At 57.8% G+C, this 17,319-nt stretch carries 14 protein-coding genes; 12 read left to right on the top strand and 2 right to left on the bottom strand.

The window, feature by feature from the left end:
• Window positions 1-334: 334 nt before the first annotated feature.
• The 5 genes from AU11_RS06195 (at window position 335) to AU11_RS06170 (ending at window position 6,737) form a co-directional block, all read left to right on the top strand.
• Window positions 335-3,031 carry a family 20 glycosylhydrolase gene (locus tag AU11_RS06195; RefSeq protein ID WP_043317235.1) on the top strand — a complete coding sequence of 899 codons (2,697 nt, stop codon included), beginning with the start codon at window positions 335-337 and terminating at the stop codon, window positions 3,029-3,031.
• A 365-nt stretch (window positions 3,032-3,396) separates the two neighbouring features.
• A complete protein-coding gene (locus AU11_RS06185; protein WP_043317231.1) occupies window positions 3,397-5,025 on the top strand; it encodes a GMC family oxidoreductase in 1,629 nt (542 codons plus the stop codon).
• Window positions 5,022-5,843, top strand: a complete 822-nt coding sequence (rlmA, locus tag AU11_RS06180; RefSeq protein ID WP_043317229.1) for a 23S rRNA (guanine(745)-N(1))-methyltransferase — start codon at window positions 5,022-5,024, stop codon at window positions 5,841-5,843. Before AU11_RS06185 ends, rlmA begins: the two co-directional genes overlap by 4 nt.
• A gap of 23 nt (window positions 5,844-5,866) precedes the next feature.
• Window positions 5,867-6,301, top strand: coding sequence for a tRNA adenosine(34) deaminase TadA (tadA, locus tag AU11_RS06175; RefSeq protein WP_051687081.1), 435 nt, complete (start codon window positions 5,867-5,869; stop codon window positions 6,299-6,301).
• Between the two features lies 1 nt (window position 6,302).
• Window positions 6,303-6,737 carry an ion channel gene (locus AU11_RS06170; RefSeq protein ID WP_043317224.1) on the top strand — a complete coding sequence of 145 codons (435 nt, stop codon included), beginning with the start codon at window positions 6,303-6,305 and terminating at the stop codon, window positions 6,735-6,737.
• A 19-nt stretch (window positions 6,738-6,756) separates the two neighbouring features.
• Here the strand turns inward: AU11_RS06170 and AU11_RS06165 are convergent, their stop codons facing one another.
• Window positions 6,757-7,356, bottom strand: coding sequence for an NADPH-dependent FMN reductase (locus AU11_RS06165; RefSeq protein WP_043317222.1), 600 nt, complete (start codon window positions 7,354-7,356; stop codon window positions 6,757-6,759).
• A 183-nt stretch (window positions 7,357-7,539) separates the two neighbouring features.
• Here AU11_RS06165 and AU11_RS06160 point away from each other — a divergent pair, with 183 nt between their 5' ends.
• The 4 genes from AU11_RS06160 to AU11_RS06145 all read left to right on the top strand — a co-directional run bounded on the left by AU11_RS06160 (window position 7,540) and on the right by AU11_RS06145 (window position 11,261).
• Window positions 7,540-8,454 carry a LysR family transcriptional regulator gene (locus tag AU11_RS06160; RefSeq protein WP_043318344.1) on the top strand — a complete coding sequence of 305 codons (915 nt, stop codon included), beginning with the start codon at window positions 7,540-7,542 and terminating at the stop codon, window positions 8,452-8,454.
• Between the two features lie 21 nt (window positions 8,455-8,475).
• On the top strand, window positions 8,476-9,846 hold the full coding sequence (locus AU11_RS06155; RefSeq protein ID WP_197023775.1) for a hypothetical protein: 1,371 nt from the start codon (window positions 8,476-8,478) through the stop codon (window positions 9,844-9,846).
• Between the two features lie 225 nt (window positions 9,847-10,071).
• The gene (gene trxA, locus AU11_RS06150; RefSeq protein ID WP_043318343.1) at window positions 10,072-10,926 is read left to right on the top strand and encodes a thioredoxin; all 855 of its coding nucleotides are present in this window, start codon (window positions 10,072-10,074) and stop codon (window positions 10,924-10,926) included.
• A gap of 17 nt (window positions 10,927-10,943) precedes the next feature.
• Window positions 10,944-11,261, top strand: coding sequence for a YqfO family protein (locus AU11_RS06145; protein ID WP_043317219.1), 318 nt, complete (start codon window positions 10,944-10,946; stop codon window positions 11,259-11,261).
• 49 nt (window positions 11,262-11,310) lie between these two features.
• On the opposite strand, the gene AU11_RS06140 is transcribed toward AU11_RS06145, so the two are convergent.
• Window positions 11,311-11,847, bottom strand: coding sequence for an NUDIX hydrolase (locus tag AU11_RS06140; RefSeq protein ID WP_043317217.1), 537 nt, complete (start codon window positions 11,845-11,847; stop codon window positions 11,311-11,313).
• 75 nt (window positions 11,848-11,922) lie between these two features.
• Here AU11_RS06140 and AU11_RS06135 point away from each other — a divergent pair, with 75 nt between their 5' ends.
• The 3 genes from AU11_RS06135 to AU11_RS06125 all read left to right on the top strand — a co-directional run bounded on the left by AU11_RS06135 (window position 11,923) and on the right by AU11_RS06125 (window position 17,209).
• Window positions 11,923-13,311, top strand: coding sequence for an efflux RND transporter periplasmic adaptor subunit (locus AU11_RS06135; protein WP_231491605.1), 1,389 nt, complete (start codon window positions 11,923-11,925; stop codon window positions 13,309-13,311).
• Window positions 13,312-13,344: 33 nt separating this feature from the next.
• Window positions 13,345-16,524: an efflux RND transporter permease subunit gene (locus AU11_RS06130; protein WP_043317213.1), complete on the top strand. Its 3,180-nt coding sequence runs from the start codon at window positions 13,345-13,347 to the stop codon at window positions 16,522-16,524.
• Between the two features lie 73 nt (window positions 16,525-16,597).
• Window positions 16,598-17,209, top strand: coding sequence for a CoA pyrophosphatase (locus AU11_RS06125; protein ID WP_043317211.1), 612 nt, complete (start codon window positions 16,598-16,600; stop codon window positions 17,207-17,209).
• The last annotated feature ends 110 nt before the right edge of the window (window positions 17,210-17,319 follow it).

The raw sequence follows: 17,319 nt of genomic DNA, 5'->3' as shown, positions 1-17,319 counted from the left end.
CGCTTATAAAAACATTGTCTAGTGACGGATGGGGGGAATCATTAGTGAGAGTGGTAACTGGGACCGTGGTTCCCCAGTCGGAAACTGTTGGCGCGCATATGGTCACTTTGAATAGTGGCTCACCAGGGCAGCGTAACTTCTGCCGGTGCCGTCCACTTAATACGTTCTACCCGACGGGGAGATGGAATATGTGGGGTGTGTTGACAGCGCTGTCTTTTTCGCTATTGTGGTGCACTGGCCGGATTCTGAAATACCGGCATACAACATAAGAATCCACGGGTGCTCTTTCCGGATTACGCGCGTAGAGGGAGCCTCACCAAAATAGAGATCATCCATGAGACGGATCCCACTCTTTGCCAGCCTGGCCCTGTCCGCTTTTATTGCTTCCTGCGCGGAGCCCGAATCCAGCCAGACGACCGCTGAGGTCGGTTTGTCTGCGCCAGAGCGTATTGCTGCCAATTTTGACGTCACTCAGGAAGTACTGCTCAATTTTCAGGGGGTGGATGACGCGCTGCGTGCGCAGTGCAAGCAGGCGGGCGGCAGTGCTGCGACATGTTCGACCTACCGTATCAGTCTGATCAACAACGGTCCGGCGGTGGCCGCCGATGAACGCGACTGGACACTCTACTTCCACAGCGTGCGCCGCTCCCTGGCGTTACTGAATACCGATGCATTTACCCTGGAAAGGGTCAATGGCGACCTGCACCGCCTGATTCCCAGCGAGCAGTTTGCCGGCATCGGCAGTGGCGAAACCCTACAGCTGGACCTGCTGGCCGAGAGCTGGATGCAGTTCGAGTCGGACTTCCAGCCGCGACTGTTCGTGGTGGATAGTGAAGGCGAGCCTCATATCATCCGCTCTACCGACACCGATGACCTCTCCGACATCGTTCTGCCCATTACCAAGAACGACCCCAACAACTGGAAGCGTGTAGCTGACGATGCCAATACCCTGGCCACTGCGAGTAGCCGCTTCCAGGAGTTTACCGCCGACATTCAGCCGGTGCAGGAGCAGGAATGGCGGGGCCGTATTATTCCTCAGCCCGTCAGCGTTCAGTTGCCGGATGCACCGCTGATCCAGCTCGGTGCCGGTATTGCGCTTCAGGCGGAAGGGCTGGAGGCTGGACACGTGGATGCGTTGGAGCAGCGTCTGGCCACGTTGCAGTTATCAGCTGTGGGAGATAAAGCCTATCCGGTCTCCGTTAAAATTGATGCAGGTGCCTTCGATACCCAGCCCGCGGGTGCTTACCGCCTGACCGCCAATGAGCAGGGTGCCGAGGTTATCGGTGCCGATGCAAGCGGCGCCTTCTACGGTGTGCAATCCCTGCTGGCCTTGGTAGACCTGAAAGGTGCCACCCTGCCGCCGGCGGTGGTAAACGATGCCCCGCGCTTTCCGCACCGGGGTATGTTTGTGGACGTGGGCCGAAATTTCCACAGCAAGGAAGTGATTCTGAAACTGTTGGATCAAATGGCTGCTTACAAGCTCAATCGCTTCCACTTCCATCTGTCGGATGATGAGGGTTGGCGGCTTGAAATTCCCGGATTACCTGAACTGACCGAGATCGGTAGCCAGCGCTGCTTCGACCTGGAAGAAAGTCGCTGCCTGTTGCCACAGCTGGGTTCTGGCCCCTTTGCGGATAACTTTGGCAGCGGTTTCTACAGTGTGGACGATTATGTGGAAATTCTGCGTTATGCAGCGGACCGCCATATTGAGGTGGTGCCGGAATTTGATATGCCAGCGCACGCCCGCTCCGCAGTGGTGGCGATGGAAGCGCGTTTCCGCAAACTGAAAGACACTGATCCCGCAGCGGCCGAGGCCTATCGCCTGATCGACCCGCAGGATGATACCCAGTACCTGTCGGTGCAGTTTTACAACGACAGCTATATCAATCCCTGTATCGACTCCACGTACCACTTTGTCGGCAAGCTGATTGATGAAGTGAAGGCGATGCACGACCGCGCCGGCCACCCGCTGAAAACCTGGCATTTCGGCGGCGATGAGGCGGTCAATATTCTCGCTGCTGATGCGTTTGAAGTCGGTCCGGGTGAAGATCCGGAGAAAGGTGATGTCTCCGCCGAGCAGCGTAGTAAGCCGTGGAGTAATTCTCCTCAATGTCAGAAGCTGATCGCCAGCGGCGAAGTAAAGGCCATTGATGAGCTGGGCGAGCTGTATGCCAAGCGCGTGAGCAAGCTGGTGGCGGATGCCGGCATTCCGACCATGGCGGCGTGGAATGATGGCGTGAAGAAGATCAGCGACGCTGAAGAGGAACTGGCGACGCAAAAGAACTATGTGAACTCCTGGGCACCACTGTTCTGGGGCGGTGGCGACGAGAGTGTACATTTTGCCGAAACCGGATTTGACCTGGTGCAGTCTCACTCCGATTACCTGTACTTTGATATGCCCCAGGAAGTGGATCCGAAGGAACTGGGTTACTACTGGGCTTCCCGCTACACCGATACGCGGAAAACATTCAGCTATGCGCCCCTGAATACCGCGCAGCTGGCGGAGCTCTACCCGAATCGAGATGGACAGGGTTGGGAGGCGACCTCCCCTGACCCGGTGTTCGCGGACAGTGTGCGGGGAATCCAGGGCCAGTTGTGGAGTGAGGTGGTGCGTACTGATGAGGCAGTGGAATACCAGGTGTTCCCGCGTCTGCTGGCACTTGCCGAGCGCGCCTGGCACAAGGCGGAGTGGGAATTGCCAATACAGCCGGGGCAGCGCTTCAATGCCGAGACCACTTTTGTGGACAAAAAAGCACTGGCTGCAGACTGGTCGCGCTTCTCCGCTGCAGTGGGCAACAAAGAGTTGTTGAAACTGGATCGCGCTGGCATCGGGTACCGGGTACCCGTGCCTGGCGCAGCGGTTGCGTCTGGAGGCGTGCTAACGGCACTGCCGTTCCCCGGGTTGCCAATCGAATACTTCGATGGTGAACAGTGGCGGCCACTTTCCGCTGATGTGGCGGCCGAGTCGGTGAAAGCCGTGCGAGCCCAGAGCGCGGATGGCCGGCGTACCGGACGCGCTGTGGCGCTCTAGATCACTCGCGACCTTTGCGGCACCAGTGCCGCAGCGTTGACAGAAAGGGGCATCCATTTGTGGATGCCCCTTTTTTGTTCAGCTCCTTTCTGTTCCTTTCCGTTACTTGCTGCTTCTCTGGCTTCTTCCGTGATTGTGCACTTCCCTGTGATCTGGTCATACACAGCGAAAAATCCGCGGTGTCCCGGGTCTACAATTGCTGGATTGACTGGAGTTGCTGCCGGCATATCTCTCACGGATTTCGGAATTACTCGTGTATTTCCCGTGGTTGAAGGCATGCTGAAGAAAGTTAGCTGCTAGATTGGGCGCCACCGCCTTGCGTTGGGTGAGTGGGCTCGATAACAAGCATAAAACGAGAGGAGATCATGGCGAGAAGTAAAGTATACGACTACGTGATTGTTGGCGGCGGATCGGCGGGCTGTGTGCTGGCCAACCGCCTCAGTGAAGCTGAGCAGAATCGCGTCTGCTTACTGGAGTCTGGTCCCTCCGATCACAATCTGTTGATTCAAATGCCCGTGGGAATCGGCTACCTGGTGCCGGGTAAGCGCTTCAATCTGCATCACTACACCGAACCCCAGGCAAACCTAGATAACCGCCGTCTGTTCTGGCCCCGAGGTCGTGTGCTAGGAGGTAGCAGCGCGATTAATGCCATGCTGTATATCCGTGGCAATTCTGGGGATTACAACGCCTGGGAACAGGCGGGAAATCCGGGTTGGGGGTGGGACGGCATACTGCCGTATTTTCTGATGGCCGAAGGCAATCAGCGTGGCAGTGATGCCTGGCACAGCGGCTTTGGTCCCCTGTCGGTATCCGATCTCAAATGGAAGTCACCGGCTGGATGCGCCTTCGTCAGTGCCGCGCAGGAGGCCGGGCACCGCCACAATCACGATTTCAACGGCCACCAGCAAAACGGTGTTGGTTTTTACCAGGTAACCCAAAAGGCCGGACGCCGCTGCTCGTCGGCCACGGCCTATCTGTATCCGGCTAAAGCGCGCCCCAATTTAAGCATTTACACCAGCTCTCCGGTGGCGGGACTGGAATTCAAGGGGGATCGGGTGAGTGCCGTCACGCTGGTCAATGGCCAGCGCGTGGTGGCGAATAAGGAAATCATTCTCTGCGCAGGCGCTATTCAGTCGCCTCAACTACTGATGCTCTCCGGTATTGGCCCCGAGGATGAACTCAAAAAATTGGGGATTGTTCCCCAGTGCCACCTCCCCGGTGTGGGACGTAATCTCCAGGATCACCTCGATATTACCCAGGTGGTGGAAACTAATCGCCCTGTTGGCTTTAACGACGCGTTTCTGTCCAAGCTGGGTGCGGCAATGCATTTTCCCGAGTACCTTTTGCTCAACCGAGGAAAGCTGACCAACAATGTGGCGGAAGCGGGAGGCTTTGCCAGTTCTGGTCTTGCTGGAGAGCATCCGGATATCCAGTTCCACTTGAGCGCGGCGCCACTGTTTAATCACGGCCTCGACAAGCGTCCCGGCAACGGTTATTCGCTGCACGCTTGCGCCCTGCGCCCCAAGAGCCGGGGCCAGATCACTCTGGTATCCCGTGACCCGCGCGCGCTACCGGCGATTCAGCCCAACTATCTGGCAGAGCCGGAAGATCTGCAGGTACTGATAGAAGGATTTGAAATGGCGCGGGACATCATCGAGCAACCCGCACTGAATAAGTTGCAGAAGCGTCGGTGGCTGCCGGAAAATTCGCTCACCAGTAAAGACGCCATCGCCAATTTTATTCGCCAGAAAGCGGAGTCCATCTATCACCCGGTGGGGACTTGCAAGATGGGTCAGGACGAGCTCGCTGTAGTGGATAGTGAGTTGCGCGTGCGTGGTGTGGATGGACTGCGTGTGGTGGATGCCTCCATAATGCCCACCCTCATCAGCGGCAACACCAACGCACCGGTGATTGCCATCGCCGAAAAAGCGGCGGAGCTGATACTGAATAAATCGACGGTGCGAAATATGCAGGAAGTCAGCGAAAGCGCATGATCTGGCAGTGCCCCCATTGTAAAGAACCCCTGAACCTGCAACAGCGAAGCTGGTGCTGTGATAACGGCCACAACTTTGATCAGGCGAAAGAGGGTTATGTAAACCTGCTGCCGGTACAACATAAGCGCAGCCGGGAACCGGGGGATTCGGCGGAAATGCTGAACGCGCGCCGCCGCTTTCTAGAAGGCGGTCATTATCAGCCGTTAGTCGATGCGATCTGTGCGCAGCTGCGTGCCGGCGTGGTGAGCAAGTCGGCTCCCGTGCTTCTGGATATTGGCTGTGGTGAAGGCTATTACGCGCGGCAAATTGCCGGCAATGATTGGCCGGCGGACTTGATTTACGGTATCGATATTGCGAAGGCCGGCGTGCGGCTGGCGGCAAAAAAACAGCCGCAGGCACAATTTGCGGTGGCCAGCAGTTTCCATTTGCCGGTAGCCGATGCCAGCGTCGACGCGGTAATGCGTGTGTTTGCGCCGGGCCCCGCGGAAGAGCTGGCACGCGTGTTGAAACCGGGAGGAGTATTGCTCGACGTATCGCCAGGGCCCAATCACCTTTGGAGCCTGAAATCCCGGCTGTATGATACGCCTCAGCAACACAGTGTTCCCGCTGCAATCGCCGGGTTCACGCCGGAAAGTGAAATGCGCTGTGAATTTCCCCTCGACATTGACGGCGTAGAGGCGGTGACGGACTTTCTGACCATGACCCCTTTTGCCTGGAAGGGAAATAACCAGGCGCGCCAGCAGCTTGAAGCGGAAACTTCTCTGCAATTGGAGGCAGATTTTCTGTTGCGCCGAATGACAAGAAATCAGGACCCTTAACCGTGGCGACACCACGCGATTTTATGTTTATGCAGCAGGCCCTGGGTCTGGCAAAAAAAGCGGCCGAGCTGGGCGAAGTGCCCGTGGGCGCTGTAGTGGTTCTGGGGGGCGAGGTCATAGGGGAGGGGTTCAATCAACCCATCTCCTCCTCGGACCCGAGCGCCCACGCCGAAGTCATGGCATTACGCGCAGCCGCGCAGCATCAGCAGAATTATCGTCTGCCCGGAGCCACCCTGTACGTCACCATTGAGCCCTGCACCATGTGCTTCGGTACTCTGGTGCACGCGCGCATAGCGCGGCTGGTTTACGGGGCGGCGGAGCCCCGCGCCGGTGTGGTCGCCAGCCAGCTACAGCTGCCGGAACAGAGGTTTTTCAATCATCGGGTGCAGGTGGAAGGTGGCGTGTTGCAGGACGAGGCCGGTACCCTGGTACGGGAATTTTTTCAGAAGCGACGCTGAAATGCTGGTAGCGACACTGATCAATATGTTCCTGGTGGCTTTCGCGGTGGTGATCCACCACGAGGCGCTGAATACCCTGTTCTGGGTGTCGCACCGTTGGAAATTTCGCCGTAATGTAGCGGTACTGATCGGTGTATTCGGTGCGCTCATCGCCCATGTGGTGGAAATCTGGATGTTCGCGGTGGGGTATTACTTTATGTATCACTCGCCGCTGTTTGGCACCCTGACGGGTAATTTCAATGGCGCCATGCTGGACTGTGTTTACTTCTCTTTCACCAATTACACCTCCCTCGGGTTTGGCGATATCGAACCTCACGGAGCCCTGCGGTTTACCGCAGGGCTCGAGGCTCTCACCGGCCTGGTGATGATCACCTGGACCGCTTCCTTCCTGTTCCTGAAAATGCAGCGTTTCTGGACTCAACAGCTGGAAGAATAGTGTGCGCCGGGGCATGCAGTCATGCGGTGTTTGCGGACGAGCGGGCATTCACCTCGATCGAGCGCAAGGTATCCTGCACCAGTGCACGCAGCTGCGCGGTGGCGCTTTCGTCGACCAGTCTGCCGTTTGTAAAAGCGGTCATGGACGACGGTACTGCCAGCATGGTGGGCGCGATCCAGGTGCCCAGTGGCTGCAGAATATCCCGCAGGTGATTCAGTCCGCGCATGCCCCCGAGCCCGCCAGGGGAAGTGGCAAATAGTGCCGCGCGGCGGCCGTGGAACACTTCGGCACGTCCAAACTGTCCGTCAGGGCGGGACACCCAATCAATCAGATTCTTGAGCGCTGCGCTTACCGAGCCGTTGTATTCCGGGCTTGCGATCAGTAGGCCGTCAGCAGAGGCGAACAGAGCCTTCAGGCGGCTCGCCTGTTCAGGTACACCGGCCGCCTCGATATCTTCGTCGAACAAGGGAAGTGGGAACTCGCGCAGGTCGATTTCGGTAACTTCTGCGCCGGCCTCGCGGGCTAATTCCGCGGCCGCACTGGCCAGTTGGCGGTTCCAGGAGTCTTTGCGCAGGCTGCCGGCCAGGGCCAACAGGTGGGGTTTGTGTCGCGTATTCATATTCTGTCCTCTGAAAATGGTGCCCTCAGGGGCTGGCAATGGGGCTATTTTGTCGAAGCCACAGAGGAACAGAAATACAATCCATGCAAAGGTTCTGTGCAAATTTGCACAGAAGGTCGGCCGCGGCTAGAGTTGACGCAGGCAAGCTGATTGCGGACATTGCGGAGGGAGCAAATATTGGCGGTGAGCTCGGTCAAGGACTGGAACAATCTGCATTACGCCCTTGCCGTGGCCAAGGCGGGCACCCTGTCCGGTGCCGCGCTTGAGCTGGAAGTGTCCCACTCCACGGTGTTGCGGCGTATCGATGCACTGGAAAAGGCGTTGAAAACCCGCCTGTTTATCCGCCACCCACGGGGCTATGTACCCACCGAGGCGGGGCAGATGCTAATGGGGGCTGCGGAGAACATGCAGGACCAGCTGGATCTGCTGGTGGGTAAAATGCAGGGCGCCGAGGAAACACTGCAGGGGTCTCTGGTAATTACCACGGTGAATACCCTGATTCCGCTGTTGATGCCGGTGATCCGCGGTTTTCAGCGGGAAAATCCGCACCTGCGCCTGGAGCTGGTGGCAGACCGGCGGCACCTGCGGCTGGATCATGGCGAGGCGCATATCGGGATCCGTCCGGGCGCCAGGCCCACCGAGCCCGACTACGTGGTGCAACCAGCCATTACCCTGAACAGCGCACTATACGCCTCGGCCGAGTACCTGCAGGAGTGTGGGCCGCTCAATGGGTTGGACGACTTGGCCGGGCATCGGTTTATCGGGCCCACCGAAGCCTACGACTTTATCCCGAGCCTCCACTGGATTACCCGACAAGTTCCGGACGAGCAGATCGTATTCCGTTGCAATGAGTTCTCCGGTTTTGAAGATGCGGCTCGCTGTGGTGTGGGTATCGCTGCCCTGAACCACTGGTGTGCGGAAGCGCGCCCGGGACTGCAGCGGTTAATTGAACCGCCGCCGGAGTGGTGCACTAACCTGTGGTTGGTTACCCACCGGGATATGCACCGCACGCGCAAGGTGCAACTGTTTCTCGACTGGATCAAACAGTCACTCGCCGGGCTTTCGCCGGAAATCGGGCGGGTGGAATTGCAAAGATAAATCACCATGGGAAAGACTATTGTGGATAGACGAATCGGTGCCGCGGCTGTATTCCTGCTGGCCATTTTTCAGTTCGCCTGTGACGGCGGCACGGAAAAAAAGACATCGGAGCAGCAACCGGTGGAGGCTTCTGGGGCTGAAAAGTCAGAAGTGCAACCGGAGTCGCACAGCGATGCCGCGCTGGACGCACTGGCGGAGCAGTATGTGCGCCTGGTCCTAACGCTCGGGAATCACGATAAAAGCTACGTGGATGCCTACTACGGCCCGGCCCCCTGGAAGGCCGAAGCGGCACAGGATGGTGCCTCGCCGGCAGAACTGGCCAACCGTGCGGAGCGCCTGCTCGCTCAATTACCGGACAGCGTTGAGCCCGCGGGAGACCTGAACACCCAGCGTCAGCACTACCTGAAAACCCAGTTGAAGGCCGTCGCTGCCCATGCGCACCATATCGCCGATGCGGGTTTTCGGAATTTCCAGAAAGAAGCTCGCGCACTCTACGACACCGAGCCACCGGTGCAGCAATATGCAGACTTTGATCCGGTACTGGCCGCACTGAATCAGGCGCTTCCCGGTGACGAGCCGCTCCATTTTCGTGTGCAGGCATTCCGTGAGCAGTACCGGATTCCCGAAGACAAACTCGACAGCGTGTTCAAAGCTGCGATCGACGAATGTAAAAAACGCACCCAGGCCCAGATCCAGTTGCCGAAGAATGAAAGTTTTCGGCTGGAATATGTTCAGGACAAACCCTGGAGCGGCTACAACTGGTATCAGGGTAAGGCCCACAGTCTGATTCAGATCAACAGCGGCCTCCCCATTCATATCGATCGCGCCGTGGACCTCGGTTGCCATGAAGGCTATCCCGGTCACCATACCTACAATGCGCTTCTGGAAGAGAAACTGGTCAATGATCAGGGCTGGGTCGAATACAGTGTCTATCCGCTGTTCAGCCCCCAATCGCTGATTGCCGAAGGCAGTGCTAATTACGGTATTGAACTGGCCTTTCCCGGGGATGAGAAAACCCGCTTTGAAAAAGAAACCCTCTATCCGCTGGCAGGGCTGGATCCCGCCGGTGCAGAAAAGTATCAACAGGTTCTGGATTTACTGGCGCAGCTGAAGTTTGCGGAGAACATTGTCGCCCGGGAGTATATTGATGGTGACATCGACCGCGACGAAGCCATCGAACGCTTCCAGAAATACACCGCTATGAGCCCGGAAAAAGCTGCCCAGCGTGTGCAGTTTGTGGATACCTACGGTGCCTACGTTATCAACTACAACTGGGGTAAACAGTTAGTGAAGGAATATGTAGAGCAGGGTGCGGAGAGTCACGGTGAGCGCTGGCAAAAGTTCTCTCGCCTGTTGTCCTCCCCGCGCTTGCCGTCATCTCTGAACTGGTAAACAGAGTTTGGGTTTATGCGTAATATATTGGATGTGTCTGGGTAGACGAGTGGGCCGGTTCAGCCTCTAAATCGGGCAATGAAAACGGAATACCCCTGGAACGTGCAGTGGGGTGGGTACAAGGAGAGGGTACAAGGAGGCGCAAACTCCGGTGAATCAGGTATCATGCGCCCATTCGTGGCTGCCCGTATGTGGCAGCCCGCCAGCAAGTTATCAGGAGTAGACGTGGAAGAGTTTATCGTCGATGTGACGGCACAGAATGCGCAGCAGGTACTGATTGAAGAGTCCATGAAGCGCCCGGTGGTGGTAGACGTGTGGGCCGAGTGGTGTGAGCCCTGCAAACAGCTGATGCCGGTATTGGAAAAACTGGCCAACGAGTACGCCGGCCAATTCCTGCTGGCGAAGCTCAATGCGGATACCGAACAGGCGCTTGCAGGTCAACTGGGTGTGCGCAGCCTGCCCACGGTCATGGTACTCAAAGACGGCCAACCGGTGGACGGCTTCGCAGGCGCCCAGCCGGAAAAAGAAATTCGCGAGATGCTGGACAAGTACCTGCCCAAGGCCTGGGAACTGCAATTCCAGCAGGCGCAGAAACTGGTGGGTGAGGGCGAGCTGGACGAGGCGCTGCCGCTGCTGCGTCAGGCTTACGGCGATTCCGGCGAGCGCGCGGATATTGCCAAGCAATACGCCGCCGTTCTGTTGGAGAAAAACCGCACCAAGGACGCAGAAGACATACTCGGCAAGATCCTGATGACGGATCAGGATTCAGACTATCAGCAACTGATGGCACAGCTCGAGCTGAAGCAGGCCGCTGCTGACTCTCCGGAAATCAAGGCCTTGCAACAGGCACTGGCGGCAAACCCTGAAGACAGTGAGTCCGCCTACAAGCTGGCGGTGCAACTCAGCCAGGCGGACCGCCACGAAGAGGCCCTGGAAATTTTGCTGAACCTGTTGCGCAAGGACCTGGGCTTTGCCGACGGCGCAGCCAAACAGGCCTACCTGGATATTGTCAAGGCGCTGGGTGCCGGCGACCCGGTGGCGACTACTTACCAGCGCAAGCTGATGACCCTGATGTTCTGATCGTCAACGCAAGCGCCATGTACAAACTCTGTATCTACATCCCCGAAACCCATCTGGAGCCGGTCAAACAGGCGATCTTCGCCGCCGGCGCCGGGCGTATCGGTGACTACGACAGCTGCTGTTGGCAGGTCCTCGGCACCGGCCAGTTTCGCCCGCTGGATGGCAGCCAGCCCTTTATCGGGCAGCAGGGTGAAGTGGAAAAGGTGCCCGAGTACCGGGTGGAAACCGTGTGTGCGGATGAGGTGGTGGATGGGGTGCTTGCGGCGATGCGCGGCGCCCATCCCTACGAGGAACCGGCGTTTGATCTGTGGAAGCTGGACGACCGCTGTAACTGATTTTGCCGCCATCCCGGCGAAGGCCGGGATCCAGTTCCGCGGAGTGCGCTTAAAGCTTCCGCTCAATCACTCCCCTGTGTAAAGCAAACTGCCCCTTCTCGCGGTCGCTGAAATAGTGTTTCAGCGTTTGCGTCATCACCGGAAATGCCATCTCGTTCCACGGAATATCTTTTTCGTCGAAGAGTTCTACATCCAGCGATTCTGGCCCCGGACCGAAATCCGTGTCGGTGAGCTCGCCGCGGTAAATCAGGTACACCTGATTGATATGGGGAATGTCATACACCGAAAACAGCTCATCCACGCGCAGCTTGGCGCGCGCCTCTTCCCAAGACTCCCTGAGCGCGCCCTGCTCGCTGCTCTCTCCATTTTCCATAAACCCGGCAGGCAGGGTCCAAAGCCCGTAACGGGGCTCAATGGCACGTTTGCACAGTAAAACCTGATCGCCCAGGTAGGGCAGGGTGCCGACGATGACGCGGGGATTCACATAGTGAATGGCACCGCAATCGTGGCACAGGTGGCGGGGGCGGTCGTCCCCGGCGGGGATCTCGAAAACAACGGTGTGGCCGCAATGGCTGCAAAATTTCATGGCGCAAGTATACCCGCGGTCGCAGTAAGCGCCAGTTCGCCAGCCATCTTCCTTCTATAGTGGTAAGTAGGATTTTTGTGCAGTAGCGATGGCTGGTTTTCCATGGCGCGTATTCTCGTTTTAGTAATTGCCATTTTGGCGATGGCCTGCAGTAAGCAAGAGGAGCAGGCCAAGCCCAAACCGCCGCCGGTTGAGGTCCTGGCGGTGCGCGCGCATCAGGTGGTTCCGCGCTACGAATATGTGGGGCGGGTGGAAGCTACGGATGAATACAAGGTGCGCCCGCGGGTAGAGGGGTATATCGAGACGCGCAATTTCGTTGAGGGGCAGCTGGTTCAGAAGGGCGAGCTGCTGTATCAGATCGACCCCAAACCGTTTATTGCCGCACTGGATAACCAGCGCGCCAATCTGGCGCAGGCACGCTCCGCGCTGCAGGTCGCACAGCGCAACTACCGGCGCGGTAGCGAACTGATTAAGACCGGTGCCATCAGCAAAATGCAGATGGACGAGCTGACCGGCAATTTCGAAGAGGCGGAATCCAAAGTTGCCGCCATGCAGGCAGATGTGGAAACCGCCCAGCTCAATCTTTCCTATACCGAAATCCGCGCGCCGCTCACCGGTCTGGTTGGCCGCTCGGAATATACCGAGGGGTCTCTCGTAGGTCCCAGCACCGACCCTCTCACCTCCATCGTGCGCATGGACCCGATCTACGTCACCTTCGAGGTACCGGAGAATCGATTGTTTGCGGTACAGGAAGAGACCGAGCGGCGCCGCCAGCAGGGCATCGCGCCAGTGAAACGGGAAGTGCGCATCAAACAGCCGGATGGAAAACTCTATCCCTATCCCGGCATCGTGGTTTTTGTGGATAACCAGATCGACCAGGCGACCGGATCTGCGCTGGTACGCGCCCGTTTTCCCAACCCGGAACGCCTGCTGGTGCAGGGGCAGTTCGCCCGCGTCGTCATCAGTGTGTTTGCCGGTGCGCAAGCGGTAAAGCCGCTCGTGCCGCAATCTGCGGTGCTCGAAGATATGCAGGGGCATTTCGTGTACGTCGTCGATGACAAGAATATTGCGCAGAAACGTTTTCTCAAGCTCGGGCAGCGAGAAAACGCCCTGTGGGCGGTGGAAGATGGACTCAAACCCGGTGAAAGAATTGCCGTCAACGGTTTGCAGCGGGTTACCAATGGGCAGCCGGTAGCACCGCAGAACGTCGCGTTGGATCCCTACAAGGGGATCAAGACCGAACAACCGCCTGCACAGACCAGCCCCGTCACACAGTTTCGCGAAGGTGAGGTCTCGCCGGAAGAGCGTCGTCAGTCCGGCGCGTCTGGCACCGGTTCAGATCTGCAGCAGATCGAGGCGGAAATGCGTGACGGTAGCGGGCAACAACTGCCGGAACCGGACAGCGAACGCAGTGAGCCCCTGGGCCAGGATAAGGAACCGGATGCCTATTTTGATGGCAAATGATATCCGCGGTCCCCGGGTGCAGGGCGTGATGCGATGATCAGCGCGACGTTTATCCGACGGCCGCGCTTTGCCTTGGTGATCTCTATTCTGATCACCCTTGCGGGCGTGCTGTCCCTGCCGCTATTACCCATTGCCCAGTTTCCCGACATTACCCCGCCCACGGTAGTGGTTACGGCATCCTACCCCGGTGCCAGTGCGGAAGTCATGCGCGACAGTGTGGCGGAACCTATCGAGTCTCAGGTCAACGGAGTGGAGGGCATGAAATATATGTCTTCCACCAGCAGCAACGACGGCACCTATACCCTGACGGTGACTTTCGAGAGTGGCTATGACGGGGATATTGCTCAGGTCAATGTGCAGAACCGGGTGCAACAGGCCACACCAAGCCTGCCGGATGAGGTGACCCGCAGTGGGGTCACCGTAGAGAAGAAATCCAACACCATTCTGCTAGTGGTCAACCTTCTGTCCAAGGACGATAAATTTGACACCCTATTTCTCGCCAATTACGGCGATATTTTTATAAAAGACGAGCTGTCACGGATTGATGGCGTCAGTGATGTGCAGATTCTCGGCGCCCAGGATTACGCCATGCGCCTGTGGTTGAATCCGGACAAGATGGCCGCGCTGGATGTCACCGCCAACGATGTGATCGCCGCGATTCGCGCGCAGAACCTGCAGGTGGCCGCAGGAAAAATCGGTGCGCCACCAATCAAACAGGAACAACAGTTTCAATACAGTATTCTCGCTCAGGGTCGCCTGGAGAGTGTTGAAGAGTTCGAAAATATCAGCATCCGCTCCCGGCCGGATGGTGGCATTGTACGCATGCGGGATATTTCCCGGGTGGAGTTGGGTAGCCAGAGTTACAGCGCCTACGGGGAGCTGGATGGACAACCGTCGGCGGTTATGGCGATCTACCAGCTGCCGGATGCTAATGCTCTGGACGTGGCGAATAAAATTCGCGATAAGGTTGACCAGTTAGCGCGGCATTTTCCGGAAGGGCTGGAGTCTGAAATTATTTACGACACCACCGGTTTCGTGAAAGCCTCGATCGAGGAGGTCGTGGAAACACTGGTCATTGCGCTGCTACTGGTGATTCTGGTGGTCTTCGTATTCCTGCAGGACTGGCGTGCGACACTGATCCCGGCCGTTGCCATTCCCGTATCTCTGATCGGTACCTTTGCGGTAATGCTGGCACTGGGTATGACGATCAACACCGTCACACTGTTTGCTCTGATCCTCGCCATTGGTATTGTGGTGGACGATGCCATCATCGTGGTGGAAAACACCCAGCGATTGCTGGGTGAGGGGCTGGATCCGAAAGAAGCCGCCATGGAATCCATGCGCGAAGTGACCGGCCCGGTAATCGCGACCACCGCCGTGCTGTTCTCGGTATTTGTGCCGGTAATGCTGATGCCGGGGCTGACGGGAAAGATGTATCAGCAGTTCGCCCTGACCATTTCCATCGCGGTTTTTATCTCGTCAGTGAATGCGCTCACCCTGAGCCCCTCACTCAGCGCGGTTCTGTTGCGGCCACCTCAGGGGGAAGGAGAGCACGGTGAAAAGCTGACTGGGGTGTTTGGTTTTTTTAACCGCTTCTTACAGCGTGCTACCCGCTTTTATATGGGGGTTGTGCGTTTTTTCGTGCGACTACCGCTACTTGGGCTGGCCACCATCGTCGGCACAGGTGTGCTGTGTTTTGTGTTGTTCAGAGTGGTGCCCACGGGATTCATTCCCGACGAGGATCAGGGGTACTTCATGATGAATGTGCAGCTGCCCGATGGTGCCTCACTGAAGCGGACCGCGCCGGTGGTCGAAAAGCTGAGCAGTGAAATCACCAAACTCGATGGGGTGGCCCATGTCATGGCGGTGCCGGGATTCAGTCTGTTGTCCAACAGTCTCGCATCCAATACGGCATTTATGATTGTGATCCTGCACCCGTGGGAGGAGCGCCTGACACCGGATCTCGACCAGTTTGCGATTCTGGATAAGGTGCAGAAACTCGGTGCCGCGGTTCCGGAAGCCCAGGTGCGGGCTTTCCCGGTTCCCGCACTACCCGGGCTGGGGACCATCGGTGGGTTTGAATTTGTGCTGGAAGATCTGCAGGGGCGGGAAATTCAGGAGCTGGCCGGGGTGCTGTACGCACTGCTTGGCGCCGCCAATCAGCGCCCGGAAATCGCTCAGGCATTCACCACTTACCAGGCCGCCTCGCCGCAATTGGAACTGCATCTGGACAAGGACAAGGCGCATATTCTCGGCCTGCAGCTTTCCGATGTATATCTTACCCTGCAGACGTATCTGGGGAGCTATTACGTTAACGACTTCAACCGTTTCGGCAAGGTCTTTCAGGTGCTTGCCCAGGCCGATGCGGAGTACCGGGACAGCGAGGAAGACCTCAGTGGCTTTTTTGTGCGCGCCAACAGTGGCGGGCTGGTACCGGTCAGCTCGGTAGCCGAGGTCAAACCTATCGTGGCCCCGCAAACGGTGCAGCGCTACAACCTGTACAACAGCGTCACCATTAACGGGGCCGCGGCGCCCGGTTACTCCAGTGGTGAGGCCATGCAGGCGATGGAGCTGTTGGGAAATCATTTGCCCGAAGGCTATGGTTACGAGTGGACTGGCGCCAGCCTGGAAGAAATCAGTGCAGGTAACCTGGCGCCGATCCTGTTTGGTCTGGCAATTTTATTCGCCTACCTGTTTCTGGTGGCGCAGTACGAGAGCTGGAGCATACCGGTTGCGGTGCTGCTGGCAATCCCGATCGCCATCGGCGGTGGTTTACTGGCGTGTTTTATCATGGGGCGCGATAGTGACCTGTATACACAGATCGGTCTGGTACTGCTGATTGCGATGGCCGCGAAAACCGCCATTCTGATGGTGGAGTTTGCGGTACTGCAGCGGGATAGCGGGCTTTCCGTCGAGGAATCCGCGCTGCAGGCCACCCGCTTGCGGTTTCGCGCGGTGTTAATGACCGCACTGGCGTTTGTGCTGGGCATTTTCCCGCTGGTGATCGCCACCGGTGCCGGTGCCGCCAGCCGTATCTCCCTCGGCCTTGCGGTATTTGGTGGCATGCTTGCTGCAAGTATTTTCTCCACCTTTCTGGTGCCCATCTATTTTGCGCTGGTGCAATCCATGCGTGAAAAAGTTAAGGGGGAACACCGACCGATGGATAAAGGCGAAGCAAAAAGCAAACCGGTGCAGAAGCCGGGTGCGACCTGATTCCCTGAACCGTTGAGGCAGAAGGTGTATAGTGATACAGGTACCGTGAGCTGGAGGCAGCACTCAAACAGCCATGTTGAAAACCATAGAAAAGAAATTTTCTGCAGTCAGGGATGAACTGCAGGCACGTGTGCCCCGTGGCCCGGAATTACAGGGCCATGCGGCGGTGCTACTGGCGTTGACGGACGAGTCAGACCCACAAGTCATTCTTACGTTGCGCTCGCAGCAACTGTCCAGTCACTCCGGCGAGGTCTCACTGCCCGGCGGGCGCTGGGACGATACAGACCCCTCTCTCGAATACACCGCACTGCGCGAGACCCATGAGGAAATCGGCCTGCCGGCGGATCAGGTGCGCGTACTGGGTCCTTTGTGGACACGCACTACCCGCTGGCAGGTGGAAGTGACTCCCTGGCTGGGCATAGTGCCGGCAGATGCACCACTGACACCGAACCCCGGTGAGCTGGATGCAATCTTCCGGGTACCGCTGGCCTGGTTCTTTGATGATCCACGTATTCGCACGGACCGTATCACCATCGACCAGCGCCGAATCTACCTGCCCGCCTACGAGTACGAAGGTTACGAAATCTGGGGGTTTACGGCGGGTGTTTTGACGGAATTTCTGGTGCGGGTTCTCGATGCCCCTATCGGCCGGCGGGATGACGTCCCTGTCAGGGCTTTGAGCTAAACCACTTTCCTGTCGAGTTTGCTTGCAGGCGAACCGTTCGCCACTGCTGAGTTGAAGCCTTGTCCCCATTCGCTGCAAGCAGGCGCGTACAGAGTGCGCGAGGCATGGTC

Source organism: Microbulbifer sp. HZ11, from assembly GCF_000708675.1.
In the GTDB taxonomy this organism is placed as follows: domain Bacteria; phylum Pseudomonadota; class Gammaproteobacteria; order Pseudomonadales; family Cellvibrionaceae; genus Microbulbifer.
This window is presented reverse-complemented; position numbering and strand designations above follow the sequence as displayed.